The organism is Bacillus hominis, assembly GCF_018332515.1.
Taxonomy (GTDB): Bacteria; Bacillota; Bacilli; order Bacillales; family Bacillaceae_G; genus Bacillus_A; species Bacillus_A hominis.
On the sequence record NZ_BOQD01000001.1, the window covers coordinates 25054 to 47677 of the forward strand.

General features: G+C 35.4%; 25 protein-coding genes and 3 pseudogenes. 1 reads left to right on the plus strand and 27 read right to left on the minus strand.

Going from position 1 to position 22624, the window contains the following annotated elements:
* Window positions 1–53: 53 nt before the first annotated feature.
* A complete protein-coding gene (locus KI356_RS00110; protein WP_002042156.1) occupies window positions 54–365 on the plus strand; it encodes a hypothetical protein in 312 nt (103 codons plus the stop codon).
* A 96-nt stretch (window positions 366–461) separates the two neighbouring features.
* Here KI356_RS00110 and KI356_RS00115 read toward each other — a convergent pair whose 3' ends face one another.
* The 27 genes and pseudogenes from KI356_RS00115 to KI356_RS00240 form a co-directional block, all read right to left on the minus strand.
* Window positions 462–782, minus strand: a complete 321-nt coding sequence (locus tag KI356_RS00115) for a hypothetical protein (protein WP_000136247.1) — start codon at window positions 780–782, stop codon at window positions 462–464.
* 61 nt (window positions 783–843) lie between these two features.
* Complete coding sequence (locus KI356_RS28380) at window positions 844–978, minus strand: hypothetical protein (protein ID WP_000394600.1); 135 nt, start codon at window positions 976–978, stop codon at window positions 844–846.
* A 78-nt stretch (window positions 979–1056) separates the two neighbouring features.
* Window positions 1057–2829: a phosphoadenosine phosphosulfate reductase domain-containing protein gene (locus tag KI356_RS00120; RefSeq protein WP_033666464.1), complete on the minus strand. Its 1773-nt coding sequence runs from the start codon at window positions 2827–2829 to the stop codon at window positions 1057–1059.
* A 124-nt stretch (window positions 2830–2953) separates the two neighbouring features.
* Window positions 2954–3397, minus strand: a complete 444-nt coding sequence (locus KI356_RS00125; protein ID WP_048568098.1) for a HEPN domain-containing protein — start codon at window positions 3395–3397, stop codon at window positions 2954–2956.
* 145 nt (window positions 3398–3542) lie between these two features.
* The gene (gene ltrA, locus KI356_RS00130) at window positions 3543–5474 is read right to left on the minus strand and encodes a group II intron reverse transcriptase/maturase (RefSeq protein ID WP_001014145.1); all 1932 of its coding nucleotides are present in this window, start codon (window positions 5472–5474) and stop codon (window positions 3543–3545) included.
* Window positions 5475–6232: 758 nt separating this feature from the next.
* Window positions 6233–6631 carry a nucleotidyltransferase domain-containing protein gene (locus KI356_RS00135; RefSeq protein WP_000282369.1) on the minus strand — a complete coding sequence of 133 codons (399 nt, stop codon included), beginning with the start codon at window positions 6629–6631 and terminating at the stop codon, window positions 6233–6235.
* 21 nt (window positions 6632–6652) lie between these two features.
* Window positions 6653–7024: a hypothetical protein gene (locus KI356_RS00140; protein WP_001267129.1), complete on the minus strand. Its 372-nt coding sequence runs from the start codon at window positions 7022–7024 to the stop codon at window positions 6653–6655.
* A gap of 19 nt (window positions 7025–7043) precedes the next feature.
* Window positions 7044–7721, minus strand: a pseudogene (locus KI356_RS00145) (ubiquitin-activating E1 family protein); the annotation flags it as partial.
* A 116-nt stretch (window positions 7722–7837) separates the two neighbouring features.
* Window positions 7838–9715, minus strand: coding sequence for a reverse transcriptase domain-containing protein (locus KI356_RS00150; RefSeq protein WP_042512162.1), 1878 nt, complete (start codon window positions 9713–9715; stop codon window positions 7838–7840).
* A gap of 631 nt (window positions 9716–10346) precedes the next feature.
* Window positions 10347–10529 carry a ubiquitin-activating E1 family protein gene (locus KI356_RS00155; protein ID WP_000029266.1) on the minus strand — a complete coding sequence of 61 codons (183 nt, stop codon included), beginning with the start codon at window positions 10527–10529 and terminating at the stop codon, window positions 10347–10349.
* Between the two features lie 2 nt (window positions 10530–10531).
* Window positions 10532–10942, minus strand: a complete 411-nt coding sequence (locus KI356_RS00160) for a hypothetical protein (protein ID WP_000209415.1) — start codon at window positions 10940–10942, stop codon at window positions 10532–10534.
* A gap of 50 nt (window positions 10943–10992) precedes the next feature.
* Complete coding sequence (locus KI356_RS00165; protein ID WP_000182855.1) at window positions 10993–11958, minus strand: MPN domain-containing protein; 966 nt, start codon at window positions 11956–11958, stop codon at window positions 10993–10995.
* 65 nt (window positions 11959–12023) lie between these two features.
* A complete protein-coding gene (locus KI356_RS00170; protein ID WP_000280379.1) occupies window positions 12024–12194 on the minus strand; it encodes a hypothetical protein in 171 nt (56 codons plus the stop codon).
* A 116-nt stretch (window positions 12195–12310) separates the two neighbouring features.
* Entirely contained in the window at window positions 12311–12955 is a 645-nt protein-coding gene (locus KI356_RS00175) for a hypothetical protein (RefSeq protein WP_000859312.1), read from the minus strand.
* Window positions 12933–13754 (minus strand): hypothetical protein, encoded by an 822-nt coding sequence (locus KI356_RS00180; RefSeq protein ID WP_144605643.1) that lies wholly within the window; start codon window positions 13752–13754, stop codon window positions 12933–12935. The genes KI356_RS00175 and KI356_RS00180 overlap by 23 nt, the downstream gene beginning before the upstream one ends.
* A gap of 16 nt (window positions 13755–13770) precedes the next feature.
* A complete protein-coding gene (locus tag KI356_RS00185) occupies window positions 13771–14583 on the minus strand; it encodes a hypothetical protein (protein WP_212934544.1) in 813 nt (270 codons plus the stop codon).
* Window positions 14580–15137: a hypothetical protein gene (locus tag KI356_RS00190; protein ID WP_001269722.1), complete on the minus strand. Its 558-nt coding sequence runs from the start codon at window positions 15135–15137 to the stop codon at window positions 14580–14582. Before KI356_RS00190 ends, KI356_RS00185 begins: the two co-directional genes overlap by 4 nt.
* On the minus strand, window positions 15121–15450 hold the full coding sequence (locus KI356_RS00195; protein WP_000062335.1) for a hypothetical protein: 330 nt from the start codon (window positions 15448–15450) through the stop codon (window positions 15121–15123). Before KI356_RS00195 ends, KI356_RS00190 begins: the two co-directional genes overlap by 17 nt.
* Window positions 15451–15462: 12 nt before the next feature.
* Entirely contained in the window at window positions 15463–16575 is a 1113-nt protein-coding gene (gene dnaN, locus KI356_RS00200) for a DNA polymerase III subunit beta (RefSeq protein WP_000673198.1), read from the minus strand.
* 80 nt (window positions 16576–16655) lie between these two features.
* A complete protein-coding gene (locus tag KI356_RS00205) occupies window positions 16656–17183 on the minus strand; it encodes a hypothetical protein (RefSeq protein WP_000917103.1) in 528 nt (175 codons plus the stop codon).
* A gap of 77 nt (window positions 17184–17260) precedes the next feature.
* Window positions 17261–19159 carry a group II intron reverse transcriptase/maturase gene (gene ltrA, locus KI356_RS00210; RefSeq protein WP_002019929.1) on the minus strand — a complete coding sequence of 633 codons (1899 nt, stop codon included), beginning with the start codon at window positions 19157–19159 and terminating at the stop codon, window positions 17261–17263.
* Window positions 19160–19926: 767 nt separating this feature from the next.
* Window positions 19927–20277, minus strand: a pseudogene (locus tag KI356_RS00215) (Rad52/Rad22 family DNA repair protein); the annotation flags it as partial.
* A gap of 22 nt (window positions 20278–20299) precedes the next feature.
* Entirely contained in the window at window positions 20300–20695 is a 396-nt protein-coding gene (locus KI356_RS00220) for a hypothetical protein (protein ID WP_001055070.1), read from the minus strand.
* Window positions 20696–21026: 331 nt separating this feature from the next.
* Window positions 21027–21277 (minus strand): annotated as a pseudogene (locus KI356_RS00225) (hypothetical protein).
* A 67-nt stretch (window positions 21278–21344) separates the two neighbouring features.
* Window positions 21345–21629, minus strand: coding sequence for a hypothetical protein (locus KI356_RS00230; RefSeq protein WP_000633806.1), 285 nt, complete (start codon window positions 21627–21629; stop codon window positions 21345–21347).
* Between the two features lie 260 nt (window positions 21630–21889).
* A complete protein-coding gene (locus KI356_RS00235; RefSeq protein WP_001100171.1) occupies window positions 21890–22114 on the minus strand; it encodes a hypothetical protein in 225 nt (74 codons plus the stop codon).
* An 18-nt stretch (window positions 22115–22132) separates the two neighbouring features.
* The gene (locus KI356_RS00240) at window positions 22133–22405 is read right to left on the minus strand and encodes a hypothetical protein (RefSeq protein WP_000675279.1); all 273 of its coding nucleotides are present in this window, start codon (window positions 22403–22405) and stop codon (window positions 22133–22135) included.
* Window positions 22406–22624 lie beyond the last annotated feature (219 nt).

A 22624-nucleotide genomic window follows, 5' to 3' on the forward strand; every position in this document is an offset into this window, starting at 1 on the left:
CACAAAAGGTATTTAAAGGAATAAGAAAAATGCACGAGAAAGGAATATATGTTATGCAAAACACTTTAACTTTATGTTTAGTAAAATTAGGAGAATTGTTTTATGCAGGTGGATTGCACAGAATGCCATACGATGAAACTTCATTTAGTTATGAGTTTGTAAAAGATGAAGAAGTGGCATTTCTCTTTATAGATAAAGATATGGCCGAACGAATTGCTAAAAAATGTGGTGGTGTTGTAATTAATAAAGAAATTACTTCGCATGAATACACTCAACTAACCATTAAGCACGAATGTTATATAAAAAGCGGAAAAGATTGGGATTTGGAACAAGAAAAAGTTATTCAAAAATTTTTAAGTAATTAAGATTTTCAACACTTCATCACTCTGAAACAGTTAAATGTTCTTTTTTAAATCAATACATAAATAAAAGACAGCAACGCTTGTGTTGCTGTCTTTTATTTACAATGACTCACTAATTAATTTTGCGATATCTATAAATTGCTCTGACCATAATATAAAGCCAATTGCAAGTAACCCGCAAAGTGTCTTTACGGTGAACTCGACAGCATCTACATTAGGCTTAGTTAAATTAATAAGTCCGCCTATTCCCATAAACAGTGTAATCAACCCAAGTATAAACTTTGTAAAAGGATTTACTCCAGGTATTTCATTTCCTACAAATAGCTGAAAGCAGTAGTACATGCTCCAAATAAAAAATACTATTGTTGGAATTGTGGCTAGAATTTGAATACATCTGTCTTTTAAACTAATTTCAGTCATAAGTATCCTCCTTGAATCCTATATTTATAAGTTCCTAATAGTTCTTCGGTAAATATCGTAACTATTTTTTAAAATCTGTTTCCTTCTCATTTTTTTTATCGCTTTCTTTAATTGCGTTTTCATTTTTTTTAATTAATTCATCAAAGTGTTCTTCCTTATTCTCTTCTATATACTTCATAAGTTTTTTAAATTCCATTATAATCTCCTCTTGCCTTTGTAATATAGAAAGCACCTATTGAATAGGTACTCTCTAAATATATCTAATATTTATATATCACGCTATAAGAAATGTTTCGTTAGCCATTTCTTTAAGTATTTTTGCAAAGAGGTGATTAGTCTCCTCGGATAGCAACTCCGCTGTTTCTAGCAATCGAGAGAGCCTACTTATAAACTCTGTAGTATATAGGATCTTCGTATTTTCTAATTCATCCGGATTAAATAATTGTTCATTCTTCATAGAATGAATGAACAGCTGTACAAGCATCTTCTTATGTTGTGCTTCTGCCTTTTCATGGTACATCGTCATACCTAACCATTGACGTATAATGCGTTCAGCATCTCTTGCTTCTGTTATATCAAATCTAGATACAACAAAGGTTAGTTTGTTCCATGTAAGCTTTGCAGAATCATTAGAATAATTTGAAGGGAAAAAGAAAAAACTCTGCTGCGTAACTTTCTGTCGTTCCTTCATCCAACGAAATATCTCCTGCTTCCCTAAATGAACATCAATTTCCACGAAAAACACAGGGAATGGAGACGTCGTTTTTTCTTCATTTATTGTACAATCAGGTTTGAACACCAATTCACCAAGACATGCGTGATGTATTGGCTCCAATTCATCTCGATATACACGAATACCATCTGTGTCATACCAGCCTTGTAGTACTGCCTCAATTTCTTCTTCAGATATAAGACTCGTATTCATTTCTTGTTGAATATAAAGTAGATATTCTAAAAGCATTCTTCTACCTTCTACTGTTAGTCCTCCTGGTGCATAGTCTCCCTTTTCTGTACGATCAAACATAATATAATCATATTCAACATGATTACATATGGAAAACAAGTCTGAATCCCTTTTATTTTCGTTTCTAAGGAGCGTTTGCAGGCTTCGTCTATTCATTACATTCCGATACCGAATATCGTTTCTAATCGAACGTAAGAAGCTTTTCCAGGATTGTAGATAAGCATAGTCCGTATACCCCTCACTTATTAGCTGGGTCAACATTTTATCCTCACCATTCATCATCAGGCAAGTCCAACATCCACTACGTGAATTTGCAGCTCCACAAGCATTTCCTTGCTGTTTCCCACCTGTTTTTATGCCACATTCAAACATAGCTTGTCCATACTGTATGCTCATTTCTTCCACATCCACGCCAAAAGGCAGTATCCCTCTATCTAAAAGTAACATCCATACTTCATCACCGGTTAAAAATTTAACTGGATTAAAGCAGAGGATATTTTTCATGTCATTATGACGTGAAAATAAGGAATCAGTACTTATCTCATGCCTTTGGATACTGTGTCTTCTTCGACCACTCTCCTCATTACGAACGGCCAACATAAGCACTCCATCATATTCATCAAAGCATTCTACTGCAGTAGTAGTTTGAGAAGATATTAAGATTTCTTTCATCTTTCGCTGCATCGGTTTGACCTTGAGAGAGTCAGTACACCATCTCAATCTACTGTTTCCGCTCGGTGGTAAAACGCCTCTACCTATTACCTTATACCAATATGATTCTCTCATAAGTGGTTGTACACCATGAACAACAAACGGTAGGTTTTGTTCATTTGCATTCTCCTGGATCTTTTGTAATGTCCGTGAGATATAAGCTGTCATAGCAGGTGTTTCTACTCCAACTTCGGAAGTTAAGATATGAATTGGATTTGTACGTTCCTCTAGTGGTAGCTCAGCAATTGCATCCCATAGTAACGTCAACATGGCAGAACTATCTTTCCCCCCACTGTAACCTACAAAACAACAATCGCGAGATAAATAGACTTTTTTCATTTCCTCTTTAATTTCTTTATATATATCCATCATTATATTGTTATCCCCATAGCAAAGTATCATTTCATACTACTATGGAGCATACCTCCTCTGTTTTTAGATAGAAAAAGAGAGTCCCTATTTAATAGGCACTCTCTTTTGTGTATATCCTCTATTTTTAATCAACTGTGATTTCATGTATATTCAACTTGTTTAACTTTTCCATATAAAAGCTCATTACTTTTTGAGCATGTTGTATAGCGATTAATCCATCTTGAACAGTAAGTGCTTCAAAATACGGATAACGAATGTCTGTAGCATAACCATTTAGCTGCACGCACTGTTCTAAAATCAATGAGAATTCCTCATCTAATTTCCGACATGATTTGTGCAGCATTAAAAGGTTATGAGTTTTTGGGACTGTCCTACCGTTTAGTGCAAGAAATCCTTTTAGAAGTTTTTCCACACATTGTTGACTATGATAACAAATAATTGCAGTTGGGAAAGGTTTCATGTGAGTTAAGTAACTAGCAGAATCTAAATCAGATTTTGCAATAAATACCCACTCTTTTAGATCCTCAATATTTATTGTCGATAGGTAAGTCTTTGAAGCTATCTCCAACTTTTCCCCCGATCCGCACGGTACGTGCCACTTTCACGGCATACCGCGGTCCATCTATATTGTAGTTTTCTTTTCATCAAAATAATGATAAGTTCTAAGCGAACAACGCTAGTTATTCATGTTTCATTTCCACTTCATTTTGTGATTAAATACAGATTTCCTCGTTTTTGACTAATTTTCGCAATTTATTGAGTTTGCCTAACTGTTCCTCATTGAATTTGTGTTCATTGAGTAGTTGGTTTATGGTTTCTATCTTGGTTGCGTGTATTAGTCTATGGACACTTGGTTTGATGATGGTAAGGTTCTTGTAGCTGTCGTCCTTTGTTTCACTCCATAATCGCTTATGGTGACAATGAATGTCCCAAGGTAAGAGTTTCTCACCTGTTACACTGCATTTGCCTTTTTGTGCGACATAAAGAGAAATTCGGTTGTCATTGTATTCTACGGTTGCCCGTTCATTTATAACTGGATTTTCTCTTAACCATTTCAGTTCCGCTTCGGTTATGTCTGCCAAGTTTTTATGTATCAGGGCTCGTCCTTCTGCGGTGTACTTGTTAATGACTTGCTTTTTCATCATCGGGTTTTTGTGTTGAATATAGGAGATTGGTAGGATGGGACGTTTCATGAGAAATCTCATCATTTTTGACTTTAGATATGGTTTAATACCTTTGTCTTTTCCTTTATATTCTCCTATATTCGTGTATCCATTTGTATTGCTTTTACCTCCAGTTGTTGACTTAGGGAATCTGTTATACATTATGTGGTCAAGATTATGGTTCATTTTACTGAAATCCTGGGAGGCATGCGTAGCTATTTTATAATAGTTGTGCTTACCAATGACCATGCTGTTGTATATGCTGATTCTCTTAATTGTTTCATTAGAGTTTGGGGTTTTCTGTATTCTTCTCACTTGTTTTGCTAAATCTTGTTTTGTTTTTTCCAGTGCTTTTGGGGAAACGTGTGTTACTGCAATGTATCGTGTGTCACCGTTCTTCTTTTTACCTTTCTTTACAGCTTTGAGGGTGAAACCTAAGAATTCACTTTGTTGCTTTTTCAGATTGGTTACTTTAGACTTTTCGGCTGAGATAGGCAGTTTTAGACGTTCTTCTAACCACATTTGAGTCGCTTTGAAAATTTTCTCCGCATTACTACGTGTGTTTGTGAAGATTTTAAAGTCATCTGCGTACCTTACGATGTACATTGGTTTCATCTTGGAAGTTTTGGTGAGTTGTGTCGTTACAACGTCATTGCACCAAATTCCCCTCATGCATCTCGGTTTTACCTTTTTAGCTTTGAATGTCTCCCATTGTCTACTTATCCACCAGTCGAATTCATTAAGATTGACGTTGGCAAGTATAGGACTAAGAATCCCGCCTTGTGGGGTGCCCTTGGTCGGGAACATTGTTGTGCCATCAGGCATTTGCACTGGGGCTTTCAGTATTTTTCGGATAATGACCAGAAGTTGTTTGTCACGGATACCCAATGTCCATAATTGACGCATGAGCTTGACGTGATTTACCTCGTCAAAAAAACCTTTAATGTCTACGTCTACTACATATGTAAGGTTTTGTTTATTTACTCGCACTGATGCATCTGCTAGGGCATGTTCAGCACTTCTGTTTGGGCGAAAACCATAACTTCGGTTACTGAAGTGCGCTTCGCAGATTGGCTCCATGACTTGTAAGATGCACTGTTGGATTATCCTATCCCACATAGCCGGTATTCCCAGGGGTCTGGTTTGTCCGTTGGGCTTCGAAATTTCTTTACGTCTTACTTTCTGCGGTTGGTAGTTTTGAAAGCGTCTTTTAACTTCATTCAAGAAATAGCTTTGTTCCATTCCCTCAATATTCTTTATATTTACATTATCACAAGCTGCAGTTCTACTTCCTTTATTCCCCTTAATATTGCGGTAGGCGAGAAGTATATTTTCGTCTGATATAATGATAGACATTAGGTTTTTGAAAGAATTTCCCTTTGTTGCTTTTTGGTATAGGTTATCTAGGACAGGTTGAATACCGTAGTATTCGTTGTGTCTTAGTTTATTCCCCTTTGGCGCGGACTTAGAATTGCCATTCATGGTCTATCACCTACTCTCAAATTGATTTTTGGTGACCTTTTGAGTCTTACCAGAATCCATGCAAGATTAGATGAAATTTCAGTTCCTACTATATAGACTTGTGGCTGTTCCTCCAGTTCCATTACAGAACCTTCAACGGTCGTGCCACTACTCTCACCACTATTAAGAATACTTCCCTTGGTTGTCCATTTCGTATTCAACTGTATCCGCCGATAGAGATTACTCTCAACGTTGGTGGCTTTCGACGTTCCATTCAGACTATCATTGTTTTAAAGGTCATTTTGACCTCCGATTTAGGTGCTTGCTATACCCCGTGTCTAGCTCCGTTGCCTATAACAACGTTAGGATTGTTAATTATGAGATATCCCCAATCCATTAGACAAGTCTTGTTTTCAGACTCCGAATCATTTCTGATCCGTGTCCTTTTCGAGGCGTACATTCGCAAGTTCGTCAATGGTTTACCACATTCTCACCATGTCGGTTGACAGCATACGGTACTTGGTTAGTTCCAACCGGTTTATTACTCCTGTTGGCTTTCGGTTATACAGTTGTGCACTACGAACCGTGACCGTATATTTTACCCTGCTCTCCACATCACGCTATGCCTAGTGTATGCAGTTGGGAATCTCACTGGGGTAGTTTCGGGGCGTTACTCCTTCATTCCTACCACTTATCTGAACAGTTATCCTGTTCTTTATTGCTTTGATTGTTTTTCCAATTAAGAACAGTCCTCGTTGTCGCTTATACTTCCGTATTGCTTACTCGAGAACGTCTCGCACCTCATATAGGACCTTCCCTTCTAGTGCAATCTTATGTTCCATAGTAACGGTACGGCTAGCACGTTCTTGAAACTCTTCTGGTCCGTACACTAAAATATCAACTGGTGTTTCCATAACATCATAAATACCCCAATTGATACGATTAATGACTTCCCTTTTTCTTTCTCCGACACCTTCCACAACAATACAGAGATCAAAATCACTGTCTTCATTTGGTGTGCCATATGCATGAGAGCCAAAAAGGATGATTTTTTGGACAGAAGATACAGTTTCACGAATCTTTTGCACTAATAGGTCCAATTCCCTTTGTACTTCTTCGTTAATCCGAATCACTCCTCGGATAAAGTAATTATATTGACGTTTAAGTATATTATACATACGTTTCCCTTCTCCTTGCTATTACATATTTATTTTTATATTTTTCTCTTGTTTCCCAACGTTCTGCAATGCTTGATAACATTCGTATATCTGCTTGAAATCTTGTAAAAATCCATCGTCAGAGATACTATGAAAGCCTTTAAAGTTCTTTCTACACCAATATAAAATGCTAGATTCATCCTTCGCTAAAAAAGAATCCGGATTGAAATGAATCAAAGCCTCTGCTAAACAAGCCAGAAGCAATGGTATCATTCCGGAATCTTGCTTTGATAAATCAAGTACAGATACAACGGTATACTGTTTATATTGGTAGTATTGTAGAACACCATTACACATGTTTGTTGGTGTTAAACTGTGTTGTAATTGAGTGGAATCTAATTGATACACTCTCATCTTGTCCCCTCCTATATCATTACCCCTCAATTGGTGCAGCTTTCATAAAAGCCTTTTGAGCTTGGAAAATGATATAGTGATTCGATACGGTACCTTCATCAAAGAGTTCGTTGACGAATTGAGCAACAGTCATGGCAGCGAACTTATTGGTAATAACGCGCTGTGGTTCTGAAGCAGCTAATTCGGAACAACTTAATTGACTTGGAGCTGTTTCTTTTTTCGTAAAAGCATCCGGAAATAAATCACCAAGCGGTGAAAGAATGACCTCGCCATTCAATTTAACTCCACATACTGCTTGTCCGTTATAACCACTGTTTTTATAATCAGCTATTTGTTGAGGTGTCCAATGTCTTTTATTTACTTCTCTCCAATTATCAGGAACTGTTACAGCTGTATTCCCTACATCGATGTAAAGAAGATTATCTGATTGATGGAAGAATTGATGAAAGACCTCGCGAGAAAACATATTATCTACTGCCCCAATTACAATTGGCAGATACAAGTAATCGTCTTTATGTTGTTTTTTTAATAAATCATATTTGTTACCAAACAACTGCTGCATTGTTTCTATGTCTTCTATATACTGCGACGTAAAGGAAGAGATAGGAACGTTATAGCCAGCTTTATATCGACGAGCCAGTACTTCTGCTTTGTATTTACCAACATCAGGTCGAATAAAGAGTTGATTTCCAAGGTTGTAGAGTAGGAAGCGAGCGCCTTGTCATATTGCTATGATAGGTTTCTCAAAACCCCTCACCGAACCGTACGTACTCCTCTCAGAGTATACGGCTCTCCATCAATTGCTTGTCAAAGTTATTTTTTTCTGTTTTTCGCTATAAGTTCTACTCTCATATCATAGTGAATTTCATTATGGCAATCCTCACATACGGCTAATGTTTTGCGTCTACGGGCAATCATTAATTTTTGCCATTTGGCTTTGCCTTTCTCAACATCTTTCATTTTTCGGACATGGTGCATTACTAAGTTAGAATCGGTTTTACCACAATGTTCACATTTGTTGGCTGACAACCTATCCATAAGACTAGTTGTTGACATATGAACTCTTGAGGCTAACAAGTTGTCGATGTTATTTTCTTGTGTTTTCATCTTAGTTATATCAACCGTTCTAAATCCTTCCCTGTAGAAAGAATGAGAGTGTTGTTTGCCTTTTTTATCTTTGTAATTGACTATGAATACACCGTTTTTGCAATATTTCCCCTTAATTTTTCCGATTGAGCTTTTATATTTATTGGCGAATGTTTTATACATGCTGTATTCTAGAACGTAACTGAATTTTTGGAGTACCGTTGAATTAACTGCATATTTGTAGTAGTTGTACATCCCTCTGATCTGTAATACATAATTATGTAGTATTTCCAAATCATCTAGGTGTGCCATTTCCGGTCTATGCTTTGGTTTCCAAGTTTCTTTCCCATTCACATACTTCATTTCTAAAACATTCAGGGCAAGTAATTTATTTCGCCATGCTTCATGGGGGATTTCAAGTCTTACTTTTAGATTGTGATGTCTTCTTTTTGCACCTTTCACCGAGTATTTGGTAAATAACTCGTTTCTAGTGATATTGACGTTGTATCCAAGAAATGTTGCTTTCTTGCTAGAGTGGGTGATAAGTGTTTTTTCTTCTGATAAAGTTAATTTTAATTCTTCATTGAGAAATTGAGCTATATCAGATTTAATGGCTTTGGCATCATCTTTACTGCCGATTATCATTACAATAAAGTCATCAGCATATCTAACATATTTTAGTGACTTAAATTTATCCGACATTGGATTGTAGTAGGGACGTTGTCCCCTTTCCTTAACCCATTCGTTGACTTGCTTGATTAATTCCTGAGCTTCATTGTGTTTACCTTGTTCTCTTAGTAAGTCTGCTTTCTTACGCCCTCTTTTTATTTTGAGGTGTAAGTATTGATATCTTTTATCAACTTCTCTGTCTTTTGGTTGACCTTTTCCGAACTTTTCAGCGTATTTTTCCATGTATATATCTAGTTCGTTTAGATATATGTTGGCAAGAAGAGGACTGAGAATCCCTCCTTGTGGTGTTCCACTGAATGTTTTGTGGAATTGCCAATCCTCCATGTACCCAGCTCTTAGGAACTTCCATATTAATCCGATGAGTGTTTCGTCATTGATACGTTTTCTTAGTAGGTCAATTAGGATATGGTGGTCGATATTGTCAAAGAAACCTTGAATATCACCTTCAATAAACCATTTAGTTCCATTACCACTCTTTTTAATTTGTTTCAAAGCTGTATGACAACCCCTATTTTTCCTGAATCCATGTGAGTTCTCAGAGAAGTTTGGTTCATAAATTGCTTCTAAGATATACTTTATTACTAATTGGACAAGTTTATCGTCAAATGTCGGTACCCCAAGAGGACGTTTTTTCTTACTCCCTTTTTTATCAATATATACTCGCTTAACAGGAGTAGGTTTATAGTTACCATTTTTAATGTTGTTGATGATTTTAGATACTCTATTTTTTGAGAAGCCATCAACAGTGTTATTTATGGTTCCTCTGGTCATATTACCTGGATTGGCATATATTTCTTGATAACCTTTATAGTAGAATTCTGGATTATAAAGATTTCTATATAATCTTTTGAACTTATAGTTTTCTTTAATAGTATTCTTCGACAAGGTGTTCAATACATAAACTGGATTTCTCATCAGCATCTCGCTTCCTTCCTGTTTATTATCATCATGAACTAATTGACTACCTTCCTTCGCCATCCTGATTTCACAACCATGACCTAACGTAATTTGTCATACGTTAGTGTGATAGGCTTTCCCTATCTCTGACTACTACGAAGGCTCCGTTACCATATGGAATATTCAAGAGCCACATTTCTTGGTTTTTACCTTGAAATCATCCTCTATAGCCATAAATGGCGCTTCCACTTAGGTAATCCCCATTTAGTACCTTGTAAATAGTTTGTAGTAATGTCGGTTGGGACTTTCAATCTTTACTAATGTACTTTAGTTGGTTCTCTAGTGTGAAACACACCTCTCTCCACAAAAAATAGATGAGCTGAACTAGAGACATATCGTTTCAATGTCTATTTCGATATGGTCGTCGATAAGACCCCTTGATTTATCCTTCACGCAGTTTAGCATTCAACCTTGTTTACCACGGTACACCTAGAAATTCAGTCGCACTCATGACATTAGAGTGACTTATCCCGTTGCAGCCATGCTACACTCCCCGTTCACTTTCGATTACGGATAAGGCTACCGGTGTCGGGTTGTTATCTTGTTTCACTTCACCCGCTGATTTACTAAATCAGAGTTTACAAGGCCCTTATGGGCGCACTTTTTCTTCAACCGTGTCTGGATCTGCAACTACAATTTCGCCATCCAATTGAAAAATACTCATCATTTGAGCAATATGTTGTAAAATTAATCCTCCGTTTCCTCCAGCACCTACTAATACAATATGTGGTACAATCTTCTTTCCTTCTGCAATATCAATAACAATACTCATTTTTATAGCCCCCTATTTTCTTTTGATAGTGTATTCTCTAAATTTCGTAGAAATGGAATCGATAAATTTGTAAGCCTATGCACGGTATACAAGTCAAATGAATGCATCACTAGTATCGATGCAGCATAAATAACTCCTTCCTCTTGCACAATGCCTACAACATATTGAAGTAAATTCAACTGCACAACAAGCGTGTCTATATATTCTTGATGTGTGTCTAAATCAATATGAGTATTCTTCCTCTGTCCTTCTAATGCTTCATATATGTGATTCATCTCTAACTTGCACATAAATTGAAATAGCTTATAGTCATCATGCGATTCCTCTATTGCTTGTTTATTCTTTGTAAGAACTAACATGTAGTGCTTTATCTTTGTAAACATTGAAACGTGAATTGTTTTTAATGTTGTCATAATAAAGAAAGAGACATAAAAATATGTCTCTTTTACGCCCCCTTGTGTGTTTATTTTAAAAGTGTGATCCTACTTAAATCGTAATCTTGGCTTATCCCTTTCGTTGCATACTCTCCTGCAAATATAAAGTTAGGATTAATAGAATAAAATTTTCCATCTATACAAGTCCGTACTCGTAGTTCAGGGAAAACATCCTCTATTCTGCCAACAATTGCATAAAGAATAGGAGCACGTTCACTTTGATCATCTAAATCACTTGGTTCAGCAGAGAAACGATGATGACTGTGTATCTCCATAACTTTCATAGCGATAGACTGCATCTCTATATTCGTTTCTGGGATTACAATTTCAGTTGCTACCTGCTGAGGTGGAAAATCCATAAAATAACCACGCTCTTTATTGAAATAGATATCAGCATGCAATTCGCAATCACATTTACGAGAAATGGCTTGTGCAATAATAATAAAGTCCATTAATAGTGTTCTCGGAATAAAATCCCCAGGTAAAAAGTGATTCAGCCAAGTACTAAGAAAAGAAAAAGGACAATCTGAAATGGATTGTCCCTCTACAATACTTGCTCCTTTTGCGCCGACAGTTAAAATCGGAAGTAGTGCATTTGTATCCTCATCATATTTAATGACAGTTAAGCCTTTAACAAATGAGGGATAACGATGCTCTAATTTTACGCGGATATCCTCTGCTTCTATTTTTCTTACATCTGTTGAATCCCCATTTTGAACAGCGATTCCATGTATAATTTCTTCTTCTGTAAACCAATCTACTAATGGTATATCCCCAAATACTACGTGGCGAACAACCGTTGTTGTATTGATTTTATCTAGACAATCTGTAGATTTTGTAGCCTTAGCTTTCTTACTACTTTTTGTCTTACCTTTTGCTTTTTCCTTTTTTTCTTCCTTTTTAGCAGTGGCTTGCTCTGAAGCAGCTTTTTTCACTGGTACTGTTGTTTCCTCTACTTGTGTTTCCATATCAAAAAAATCGAATAAGTTTGTCATAATAAAAAATCCTCCTAGTATCTTTGCTTATATATAGTTCTGCTATTTTCAGAAATTCGATGTACTCAATTACTGTCTGCCAGTAACTTATTTTCCATTAAAGTTAATGGCCAAAGTGGTAAATCATTGACTCTTTTGCCATCTGAATTTTGTGTAATACCCTTCTCGTTTAAAAACTTAATAATTCGTTGTCTTTCTCTCTCAATTCTCATTCGTGTTTCATAATCTAAATACACCGTATTTCCTCCTAAGCATGTTGGATCCAATGTTTATAATCTAAACTCCAACAAAATTATTATTCTTAATAAATACTCCCCTGCTTCTAATAAACAATCACTCTAAAGAGCGTGTATTAAAAAGTCATTTCCGATTCCATTAAAATAGAATCATCAAAACTTTGGTTTTCAAATCGTTTAAATAGCTCTCCAACTGGTTCCGTATGAGTATGTGTAAGGTCGTGATTAAAAGAACTTGCAAAAAATAAAACATGAAATGTTTCTAAATCTTTTAAAGTCCGGAATTCAGGTATCACAACTCTACCTGTACATACAGATCCACTAGGATGAACATTAGAATATGGAAATTGATATAATTTCATTCCTTCTTCTAACTCCATATCTTCTTTTACAGCAAAGACAGAGATATTCGTAACTCGTTTTTGGTACACCGTATAACGAAATAATAGACGTGGAAAGCCTACTTGTTGAAACGGTCGTTCAAAGAAATGAATATCCCACTGAGCCTTTGGTACTTCAATCCAAACAGCTTGTTTATCTCCACTCTTAGATAACACCTCGTGTTTTATACAACCTTTTGGGAGTACGCCACTAGAGTAATGAGTATTATCTTGTGTACCCTGCTCCATAACTTCTTTTAAAGCTAAATAAAAGTCCTTAAAAGTAACGGCAGTTTCTCCACGAGATAATTCGTTGTTAAATTGCTGTATGGTTACAATTCCTTTTGGCTCTAAAGCATCAAATATTGCTACTGTCTTCATTTGTTGTTTCCCCCTGCGTATAGATTGTTTCTAATAAATCTAGTAACATCTCAAATTTATATGGCCCGTATAGTGGTTCGTCGCCATAATAGAGATAAAGAGATTCTTCATCAATTTGGTAAGAATACTTTACTGGATAACAATCTAGTAATTTTGAAATTTTTTCTTTATGCTTCGGTGATGTGCCGTCTATTGTTTCAGCTATAGCACCCCATGTGTCCTCTGCTGCTTCCTTTATTTCCTTTAATGGTATGTCGAATAGTGTAGAGAGCTTTTCATACTCTTCTTCATCAATTGGAAAAGCTTCTAAGCCCATATCTTCGATCATGTCCGTACCCAATTCTATAAATCCTTCTTCATGGTCTAATTCATAGATATTCTCTCGGTCTAAATACGAGGGAGAATACTGTGTTACATCAATCGAAAGCTCATGCATGCTTTTAAAGTAACGTAAGATATGAAATTGACATGAATAAAATTTAGATAGATTTATGTTTAATAGGTTCATGGAAAGTAAGAAGATGACAATCGTATCTGTTGATTCTATGTCCTCCCACCTTATTGTTTGGTTTTCATCTAGAAAGTCCACACAAGTTTGGATTTTACTAATTGTCCCATGAGAGATTTTGTTGAAATCTATTTCTATATCTTTAGAAAGGCTTTCTAATATATATATTTCCTCTTGATATCTTTGTTTAATTTGTTCCCAACTTACGATGCTGTAAGTTTTGTTTAACTTAAGTGATAGTAAGTAGTTTGACATCGCTACATTAGATGAATAGCTAAATAATTTCTTCATTTTTAGGCCCTCTGTACTAATTTGCTATATTTTTTGTTAACTGTATCTCTTCAAAGATACGAAGTAACATCTCAATTCGTTTAATTGCTGGAAAATATGTATCATCATCGTAGAAAAGGTAAAGTTTTTCCTCATCAGCTTGGTAAAGCATACGTATATCAAACTGATTCTGGATTGACTGAAAGAAACTTTGATCCTCTATCTTGATATTAGAGAGCATTTCGCCAATTGGACTCCATGCATTCTCAACAATACGGTTTATTTCATCCATAGATATATGAAATAAATTCGAATATTGGATTAAGGTATCTTTATCGTCGCTATCTACCTCTTCGTGATGTAATTTCATATCTTGAAGTAAGTCATCACCCCAGCTTTTAAATGAATCCTCACAATCGTATTCTTCGAAATTATCTTGTTCTAAATAAGTTGGGTAATAATCTTTTACAGGAATCCCCAATTTATACATACGTATAAATATCTCCATAAGATAGAATTGCGATGTATAGAAGCAGGAAAGATCAGTATCTAAAGATGTTTCCGCAATCATAATTATTTCAAGTAAGGTTTTCGAATCAATTAAACCAATTGGGAAATTCGAGTCTTCCTCTAAATAAGAAACAGTAGCCATTACTTGTTGAATGGATCGTTCTGAAATCTTACTGAAGTCTATTTCTCTTGAGTGCTCTAAACAATCTAATATATAGATTTCTTCTTCATGCTTCTTATCTGCAAGTAATTCATGCAGTAAGTGAGCATTCTTTTGCATTTTTAACGAAAGTAGATACTTTCTTACTTTCTGGTGATTGTATGTAAATAATAATTTCATACCTGGTTCCCCTTCGTCTTTTCTCGAATCATTGCCGCAAGACGGATTATAATTTCATAATAAGAAAGTACCCATTCATCAAATGAGTACTGTTCATAACCATCCTCTAGAAATTCAATCAAAATATGACTGGGATACGCTTCACTTTGATAGGTGTTAAACGAAAATTCATGTAACACGAATTGAAAATCAGATTGTGTTATATGTTCCGAGCCTATACATAAATAGTAACCAGCTGTATCGAAGTAACATCCTTCCGCAGCCATAGAACTAATATCCGAAGCGAAATTCGAATACATGTCTTCTGAGCTAAATAACGTCCCATCTAACAGGTCTTCTTCAGTTCCAAAGGCAAAGTGACAAAATATACTTGTTTGCTCGTTAAAACGCGCAAACGACTCGAATAATAGTTCACTTGTGATATGCAACTTGTCCCTGTGAAAATCATTGATATTGATTAAGAATGGGATGTTATATTTACGAATTAATTTTTGTATGCGTAGTATCCGTATGTATACTTTCATCTCATTTCCTTGATTAAATAAATATCTCATCTTCTAGCCCCTGCTTTTCCACATCTTCTAGTTGTTCAGTGAAAAGATGTAAATGTAGCATTTCTTTTAATTCACAATCTGGACCATTTATACGAAATGAATTATCACTATAAAACGTGACATAATGTCGTAGCTGCTCAAATTGCTTTTCAAATTCATCTATATGTTCTAATGGTATGTTTTCTAAATCAGGCATTTCGTTCGCAATAAATCCATTTATAATCAATTCAAAGGATTGACGAAGTTCTTGATTATTAGGAAGGACTTCTTTTGACTGTAAAAAGTCAAAGAAGTCACTGTGATTCATACTCATTTGGATGCCCCCTTACACGCGAACCGGTAGAATTAACTGCAGATTAGAGTGAGTTGTATCCTCTGCTCCCACTACCACGATAGGTCTCTGATTACTAATCATTTTTATCGCGATTGTTTCAGAAGTTATCGTTTGTAGTGCTTGTAGCAGATATTCCACATTACAAGCCAATGTAAATGCTTCTACTTGATTACATGGAATTTCTACACTTGCAGTACCTACTTGAGAATTTTGTGGTTTAAGATGGATGCTTTCTTTTCCTTCTGACGTAAGTACGATTAAGGAAGAAAATGCTGAAAGCTGCTCCAACGTATTTTTAAATTCTTCACGTGATAGTTGTATTTCACTTTTAAATTCGTCGGGTACCATACGTGCCGTATCGGGATATGTACCAGCTAGTAATCTAGACTGATAGATAATACTTTCGCCACGGATCAACAGCTGTGTATCACTAATGAGCTTTAATTGTAAATTTGTTTCACGATTAAAGAGCTTAAGAGCTGTTTTAAGAGACTTAATTGGTAACACGACTTCACCATCTTTTGCGATAGTGATCTTTGTACAATCAAAATGTAAACGGGCTAAACGGTGAGCATCAGTTGCTATACTAAAGAACTTATCATCAACTGATTTTAAGTTCACACCTGTTAGAATCTTACGTGTATCCATTGCAGGAATAGCATGTAACGTTCCGTTGGCCATTGATACAAATTGTTCTTGTGAAAGTGAAATCCAATCTTCCCCTGCTTCGATTTTAATTTCAGGATATTCTTCGTGATCCATGGTACAAAAGCTAAATTGTTTCTTCTTACTTTCTACAATCTTTAGCTCATTGTTTTTATGTTCAAGACCGATGAATTCACTTTTGAATTTCTTAATCGTTTTAAGTACCGGAGCAGCTGCAAAAAGCACCTTCCCCGGTTCAGTACAATCCCCACTGTTTACATTAAAGCGAGTTACTAATGTTACTGTTTCTGTACCGTCTGAACCCATTAGAATCATTCCCTTTGAATTACAATCCAATAAAACACCTTGTAATGCCGGCATTGGGTTTTTAACGTCTACAGTAGCACTTGCTTTCTCTAATTTTTCAATAAATAATGTACGGTTAATAGTAAATTTCATAATAAATCCCTCCAAAAAGTAATAAAAAAAGAACAGACCTCATATCCTGTTCATTCGTTTTCCTGCTATAAAACAAAGCTTTACGCGCTTTGTTGTTTTTTTAACTGTTGTATGAGTTGATGAATGGCTTCTGTATGATCATGAAGTAACCATTCTCTAAAGGATGTAACATCACCAGGAATAAGAGCTGATAACCACCGGTTAAGCTGTTTCTCATTTCCAGGACGGATATTCTTCGCTTCGTGAATCAACTGTAAACTAGTTAGAATTCCTTCTAAACCACCAATCGTCGTATCCTCAAATGTTCTTGCTTGCGCATTATAATTGTGATTATAGGCAAGTAGAATTTCCTTGGATGTAATACTTAATGGTTTTGCAAGCTCTTGTATGTTTTGAATTAGTACACCTAGACTTACTTGGCCATTCGATGGTTCCTTCTTTGAACTTCCTTGTTTATGTTTTTGCTGTAACATAGTAGGTGGTATAAAATAATATCCTTTCTTTTGATAAGAAATATAGATACTATTTGGGCCATTACTACATGTAGAAAGTTCTACTTTAGTAGGTTTTACATTATAATACCGATAGGTAAGCCAATTCTTCAGCATTACCTGTTAAGAGTGGCTTTTCCCCCGGTCCACACCGTACGTGAGACTTTCACCTCATACGGCGCTCCATCTAATAATCAAATAGCATGAATTTTGTTCCTGAATCGTTTCAGTTTATTAATTTCCTTATTATTCAAGATGCTGCTCATATCAACTTCATTGTGTATTGCCTTGTGAATTTCCTTATCTACACAGGCTAGATTTGGCAGCTTATTGACTTCTTCTAACGGGAGATTAGGATTAATGTGATGAACATGCAGGTTGTGCTTCCCAAGTGGGACTCCTGTAATTCTACATTTTCCTCTATCTCTGTTGAACGCATATCCTCTATTCATAAAGTACTCAAAATTGTATCGGGGTGAATTCACAAGTTTTTTCCTGACTTTCTCAAGGAGAGAGAGGCTTGTAATTTCATCTAGTCTGACACTGAACTCCTTTGTTCCCTTTCTTCGCTCGATTAATTTACGTCCCGAAGGAGAGTATGGAGTTTCATTTTGAACCTTTTGTTTATATAGGTTTTCGTTCATCTTGGTTAGGTTTAAATGCATAATGCCAATGTAGCCAACTTCGGTTTTAATAGCTAAAGTCTTTTGTGTCCGTTTAGGGTATTTGTCCGCAAGGTTAATACACTTGTTGATAGGATGTAAGACCCCACCACGCCTAGATAGAAGATTAAAAGTCTTTTTTCTTAACTTATAACCTTCTCTATCCATTATGGGAGATTCGGTGGCATATGAATAATAATTTATTAATCCTCTAACCTTTGAGTTATAGGCTAAGATTAGCTGTGCATTACTCAGTTTATCGTGGCTTAATCTTTTGCCGAGAGAAGTGAGTGTGGCTCTGAGTTCTTTTACTTTTCTTTTAATCTTCTTATCAGAAGGAGTTATTTGGCTGATATATCTTGTCTTTTTATCCTTCTTCTTTTTTCCTTTTACACCTTTTAAGACTACCTTGTATTTGAAGCCAAGAAATTCTATTGGCTTATGCCTGATGTTGGTTATTCTTGTTTTCTCTTCGGATAGTTCAAGTTTAAGTTCTTTCTGAAGAAAATTCTTGATAACAGTCTTCCATCTATAAGCATGGGATTTGTTATTAGTGACTAGAACCCAGTCATCAGCATATCTGATTAGATAGCCTGGCTTAAGGTTAGAAGATTTTAAACCTCGTAATTTATGATCGTGTTTCGAATACTCATGTCTGGTTGTAAATTCTTCAAATTGCTTGGCAACCCATTTGTCGAAGGAATGTAAGTATACATTTGCTAAGAGGGGGCTTAATATGCCACCTTGGGGTGTACCATTGTCATTTCTAATGATATTTTTGAAGATTCCAGCTTTGAGGAATTCCGTTATTAGGCACAATATTCGTCTATCTTTGATTCCCATGCTCCATAGTTTTTTTATAAGAATCCTATGGTTTACTTTGTCGAAGAATTGACGAATATCACCTTCTACGATCCAGTGATACCCAGTGTTATGAACAAGGACTTTTACTCTTTCCAACGCATGATAGGTAGTTCTTTCTGGTCGAAACCCAAAGCTGTATTTGAAGAATTGTGCTTCGAGTACAGGCTCTAAGACTTGCTTCATCATTTGTTGAATTATCCGGTCTTCTATGGTTGGAATACCGAGAGGTCGTTGTCCGCCATTAGCCTTTGGAATAAACACACGTTTTATTAGGTGCGCCTTGAAATTTGTGAGTCTACCACGAATTAACTCGATAAGTTTTTCTTCGGATAGTCTGAGGTAGTCTTGGATTGTTTTTCCGTCTACCCCTGGAGTCATGGAGCCTTTATTGCTTTTTAGCGAGTGTATCGCAGTGACAATATTAGGTTTTGACATCGCAATTTCAAGGAGAGATGTGTGTTTGATTCTCGTCTTTTTTTCCATATGCTCTTTTGTTTTTGAGTACAGCTTGTCTAATGTTCTCTTTAATTCTGTTTCTGATTCAAGAGTATTTTCTAGTTTTCGCACCAAATTGCATCACCTCTTTTGCTGAGATTTTGCTCTAAGGTTTAGTCGGTTACTGTTACACATTCCTAGAATAATTTTGCCTTTGCATGATTATTAGACTTGGGCCCTTCCCTCTAGTTATATTACATAACCTTCTTTGGTACTATGACCCTACTGCCATTGGTGTTAAGGAACTTCAGTATTGTATGTGTAATACCTTATATCCACGAACCGATAATTAACCATCGTATGACGTTCTCACCAACTTCAACTGTTCCACATGTTTTAGCCTTACATATAGCCTTAGGACTCACCTTTATGCCGTCAGTTACTAATGAACTAATCGTAATTTGATTCATTAGATGAATAGGGTATAGTCCCTATCCGCAGATTTGATATACCTTATTATCATTTCCACAACTGAAAAGGTATGGTTTTACCTCCTCCATATTTCTAAGGAACGGATAGTATCGACACGTACATTCAGTGATTCGCCAGAATCTATGATTCATTCTATCCATAGCTATTTTATGGCGTCCCGATTACTTTTCTTACCATGTTCCCTGAGGAATTTAGGTTCGATTTTCACCGCCTTCAACGGGCTCATAACAATGATAGGGTTCTCTATTATTGCTATCCGTAGTATTAGACCTTTTCAAGAGTTTACGATGTTCTTGCAAGACTTACTTCCGAGTCTTGATAGTCAAACATGCAGTTAGAACATTTTATAGTTCCCTCGCTTTTATATAGTGTGTTTCCACAACTTTTTGTGCGAGAACAGTTCACACAAGGTATCTTCCTACGCCCCAAAGCACAGCAGCTCTTTTTAAACTATTTGAAAAGCCACCTTTTACAGAACTATAGTCAGATTCTTCACTTCCATCCTCTTTTGATATCCAACGTTCATTCAAAAACACTGATATGGTACATTTCGTTGCTTTCTCACCCCATTTTTCATACGACACCTGCCAGTTATCAATACCAAAGACTTCATCAAATCGGTCCTGAATGGCGCGTGCGTCAACAAATGGAGCTACAAACGCAAAAAAACGACCTTGGCTTTCAAATGTATTTATAATTTTCCATCCTAATTGTTCGACAGGAAATTCAGCTTGTAAACTTTCCATTATATTTGTCATAATAATCCTCCTGTATTACTTGTTATTTCGAATCTGGGTGTTTCCACTCTTTCTTTCGAAATTCATCAATCATTTCACATATAATTCCTCTGTTTTCATGAAGCAGCCAATCCTCATGGGAAGTAATATCTTTCCCTGATTGAATGGATAGACGCTTATTCAAATCCTCTATACTTTTACAACTGATATTCCTTGCTGCATAAATGAGACTTAAACTTACTTTTAAATCTCTTAAATAAGAAATGGTAATATCCTTAAATGTCGTAGCTTTCGTATTGAAGTTTTGATTGTGCGCTTGCAACATTGATACAGAACTGATCCATAAAGGATTAGCTAGTTCTTTAATTTCTTTAATAATGTCATGTAAATGAGCATCATTTTGTAATTTCCTTTGTGATTTTTCCATGACTAAATTCATGATGTTTCCCCCTAATTAATAAAATAATTGCCTAAAGTGCTGGCTATACAATAACTCCAAACTTGAAGACAACACAAAAAGGGCTTCTTCAAGTCGATTAAAAATGTGTATAGCAAAATAAGCTATATATACACTAATCGGCTCAAAGAAGCCCTTTCATAAATGAAACAAGACGCAACTTGCTTCTACAACTCAACCACAACACAAAAAAAGGTGTGGGAATAAACGGAATCAATTAAACAATAAATATATCTGTATATTAAACTATCTTTATTTTTAATGCAAGTAAAAAAGAGTGAAACAACCGTATCACTCTTTCATCCATAGTATATTATTTGCTCCAAAATTCATTATAATACCAAGCTCGATAAGAAATATGTTCTGATACATCCATTATTTTCATACGTCTTCTATGATTTTAGGGTGAACAGGTATACTATATATCTTCGCATCGTCTGGTTTCATCATATCTTCTACTTCAATTTTTACAACTTTTAGATGGTACGGCATACGACCATTACTAAAAATATCCCCTACACAAATTGTCCAAAGACTTGTTTCTATTTCAGTTACATTATTCATTTTATATTCTCCTCTATAAATTAATAAAAAAGACATTGAACAAATACGTCCAATGTCTTTTTCCCTCTTATATACTAGTTAACTCAAAGTATAATTTTTCTGGTTTTCCATACATGCTAATTTCATTTTGATATACGACAGCTAATGGCTGAGGCATCTCAATGCTTTCCATATAGGATAATGAAGCAGCTGCTTCTATTTTTTCTTTAATCTCATTAGGAATGGCTGAATAAGATAAGCTATTCATTTTACTTCCTAATTTAGTATCTGTAGCAGCTTCATAATAAATTTCGGTAATTATGACCTCATTATCATCTGGATCATACATATATCCTCGGTTAACTGTAATCATATTGTAGTGCTCCTCTCAGGTTTACATTTTCTAATTCCTTGTGCTTTTAGCATTGCAACAAGTACCTTACTTATATATAAATCCCATATTTTCTATAGTTGCATTCCATTCTATAACTACTGTACTATGTCTCTTTTATAAATTGTTCTTAAAAACGGAGAGTTCAGAAATTCTTAACAAAAGTAGGATATGATAAAGCCCTGGATTTGGTTATAATTTCTTACCGCTTTTAATATTTGAGATTCTTTAAATTTGCTTTTTTACAGTGTAATTGCATAGACCCAGGAGCCTTTTTCAAGCCTGAATGTATCAAGATCTTTATCTATACGATAGAAAACATTCAGTTCATACTCTGAAACTACTGCAAAATACATATAAACTGTCCCTTTACCTAAATATTCAATTCTCTCAATTGACAAAGAGAACATATCCCTCATAAGTTGTTTACAATGTAAAATCTCTTTTAATTCTTTTTCAACATTCATATATATACACCTACTTTATTAAATTTTTGGTAGTAAATTTGCTATAACACATGGTAAATCTACAATCTTTTGACGATGATAAATTTCTTCTACTGTGTCATAGATTGCTATATGCCCATAATCTACCTTTACTCGCTCACGCAAACCTAATCGATTAATATTAACGTACTCCACTTCTCCATAATCACTCTGCGCTTCCATTAAATAAAACCCTACTGCCTCATATGGACTATTGGCTGCAATAATTTTTATAGCAAGTTCTTCTCCATAACTAACCTTATAAAATTTCATTTGTACTTCCCCCTTGAAATAGAAAAAAGCACCTTAAAATTGTGCTTTAATCACTTTTATTATTCGTTTAGCCTAAATGGTCTAATACATGTATTTCCTAACTTAAAGACAACACAAAAAGGGCTTCTTTAAGTCGATTAAAAATGTGTATAGCAAAATAAGCTATATATACACTAATCGGCTCAAAGAAGCCCTTTCACAAATGAAACAAGACGCAAC

What these genes read in the sequence shown, in the direction of transcription:
- KI356_RS00195 (WP_000062335.1), bottom strand. Translation starts at nt 15,450, where the DNA reads ATGAGTATGAATCACAGTGACTTCTTTGACTTTTTACAGTCAAAAGAA.
- KI356_RS28380 (WP_000394600.1), bottom strand. Translation starts at nt 978, where the DNA reads ATGGAATTTAAAAAACTTATGAAGTATATAGAAGAGAATAAGGAAGAA.
- KI356_RS00180 (WP_144605643.1), bottom strand. Translation starts at nt 13,754, where the DNA reads ATGAAGAAATTATTTAGCTATTCATCTAATGTAGCGATGTCAAACTAC.
- KI356_RS00240 (WP_000675279.1), bottom strand. Translation starts at nt 22,405, where the DNA reads ATGAAATTTTATAAGGTTAGTTATGGAGAAGAACTTGCTATAAAAATT.
- KI356_RS00190 (WP_001269722.1), bottom strand. Translation starts at nt 15,137, where the DNA reads ATGAGATATTTATTTAATCAAGGAAATGAGATGAAAGTATACATACGG.
- KI356_RS00160 (WP_000209415.1), bottom strand. Translation starts at nt 10,942, where the DNA reads ATGACAACATTAAAAACAATTCACGTTTCAATGTTTACAAAGATAAAG.
- KI356_RS00235 (WP_001100171.1), bottom strand. Translation starts at nt 22,114, where the DNA reads ATGAATGTTGAAAAAGAATTAAAAGAGATTTTACATTGTAAACAACTT.
- KI356_RS00155 (WP_000029266.1), bottom strand. Translation starts at nt 10,529, where the DNA reads ATGAGTATTGTTATTGATATTGCAGAAGGAAAGAAGATTGTACCACAT.
- KI356_RS00175 (WP_000859312.1), bottom strand. Translation starts at nt 12,955, where the DNA reads ATGAAGACAGTAGCAATATTTGATGCTTTAGAGCCAAAAGGAATTGTA.
- KI356_RS00140 (WP_001267129.1), bottom strand. Translation starts at nt 7,024, where the DNA reads ATGAGAGTGTATCAATTAGATTCCACTCAATTACAACACAGTTTAACA.
- KI356_RS00205 (WP_000917103.1), bottom strand. Translation starts at nt 17,183, where the DNA reads ATGCTGAAGAATTGGCTTACCTATCGGTATTATAATGTAAAACCTACT.
- KI356_RS00230 (WP_000633806.1), bottom strand. Translation starts at nt 21,629, where the DNA reads ATGATTACAGTTAACCGAGGATATATGTATGATCCAGATGATAATGAG.
- KI356_RS00150 (WP_042512162.1), bottom strand. Translation starts at nt 9,715, where the DNA reads ATGAGAAATCCAGTTTATGTATTGAACACCTTGTCGAAGAATACTATT.
- KI356_RS00110 (WP_002042156.1), top strand. Translation starts at nt 54, where the DNA reads ATGCAAAACACTTTAACTTTATGTTTAGTAAAATTAGGAGAATTGTTT.
- KI356_RS00165 (WP_000182855.1), bottom strand. Translation starts at nt 11,958, where the DNA reads ATGACAAACTTATTCGATTTTTTTGATATGGAAACACAAGTAGAGGAA.
- KI356_RS00135 (WP_000282369.1), bottom strand. Translation starts at nt 6,631, where the DNA reads ATGTATAATATACTTAAACGTCAATATAATTACTTTATCCGAGGAGTG.
- KI356_RS00115 (WP_000136247.1), bottom strand. Translation starts at nt 782, where the DNA reads ATGACTGAAATTAGTTTAAAAGACAGATGTATTCAAATTCTAGCCACA.
- KI356_RS00120 (WP_033666464.1), bottom strand. Translation starts at nt 2,829, where the DNA reads ATGATGGATATATATAAAGAAATTAAAGAGGAAATGAAAAAAGTCTAT.
- ltrA (WP_001014145.1), bottom strand. Translation starts at nt 5,474, where the DNA reads ATGAATGGCAATTCTAAGTCCGCGCCAAAGGGGAATAAACTAAGACAC.
- KI356_RS00185 (WP_212934544.1), bottom strand. Translation starts at nt 14,583, where the DNA reads ATGAAATTATTATTTACATACAATCACCAGAAAGTAAGAAAGTATCTA.
- KI356_RS00220 (WP_001055070.1), bottom strand. Translation starts at nt 20,695, where the DNA reads ATGAATTTAGTCATGGAAAAATCACAAAGGAAATTACAAAATGATGCT.
- dnaN (WP_000673198.1), bottom strand. Translation starts at nt 16,575, where the DNA reads ATGAAATTTACTATTAACCGTACATTATTTATTGAAAAATTAGAGAAA.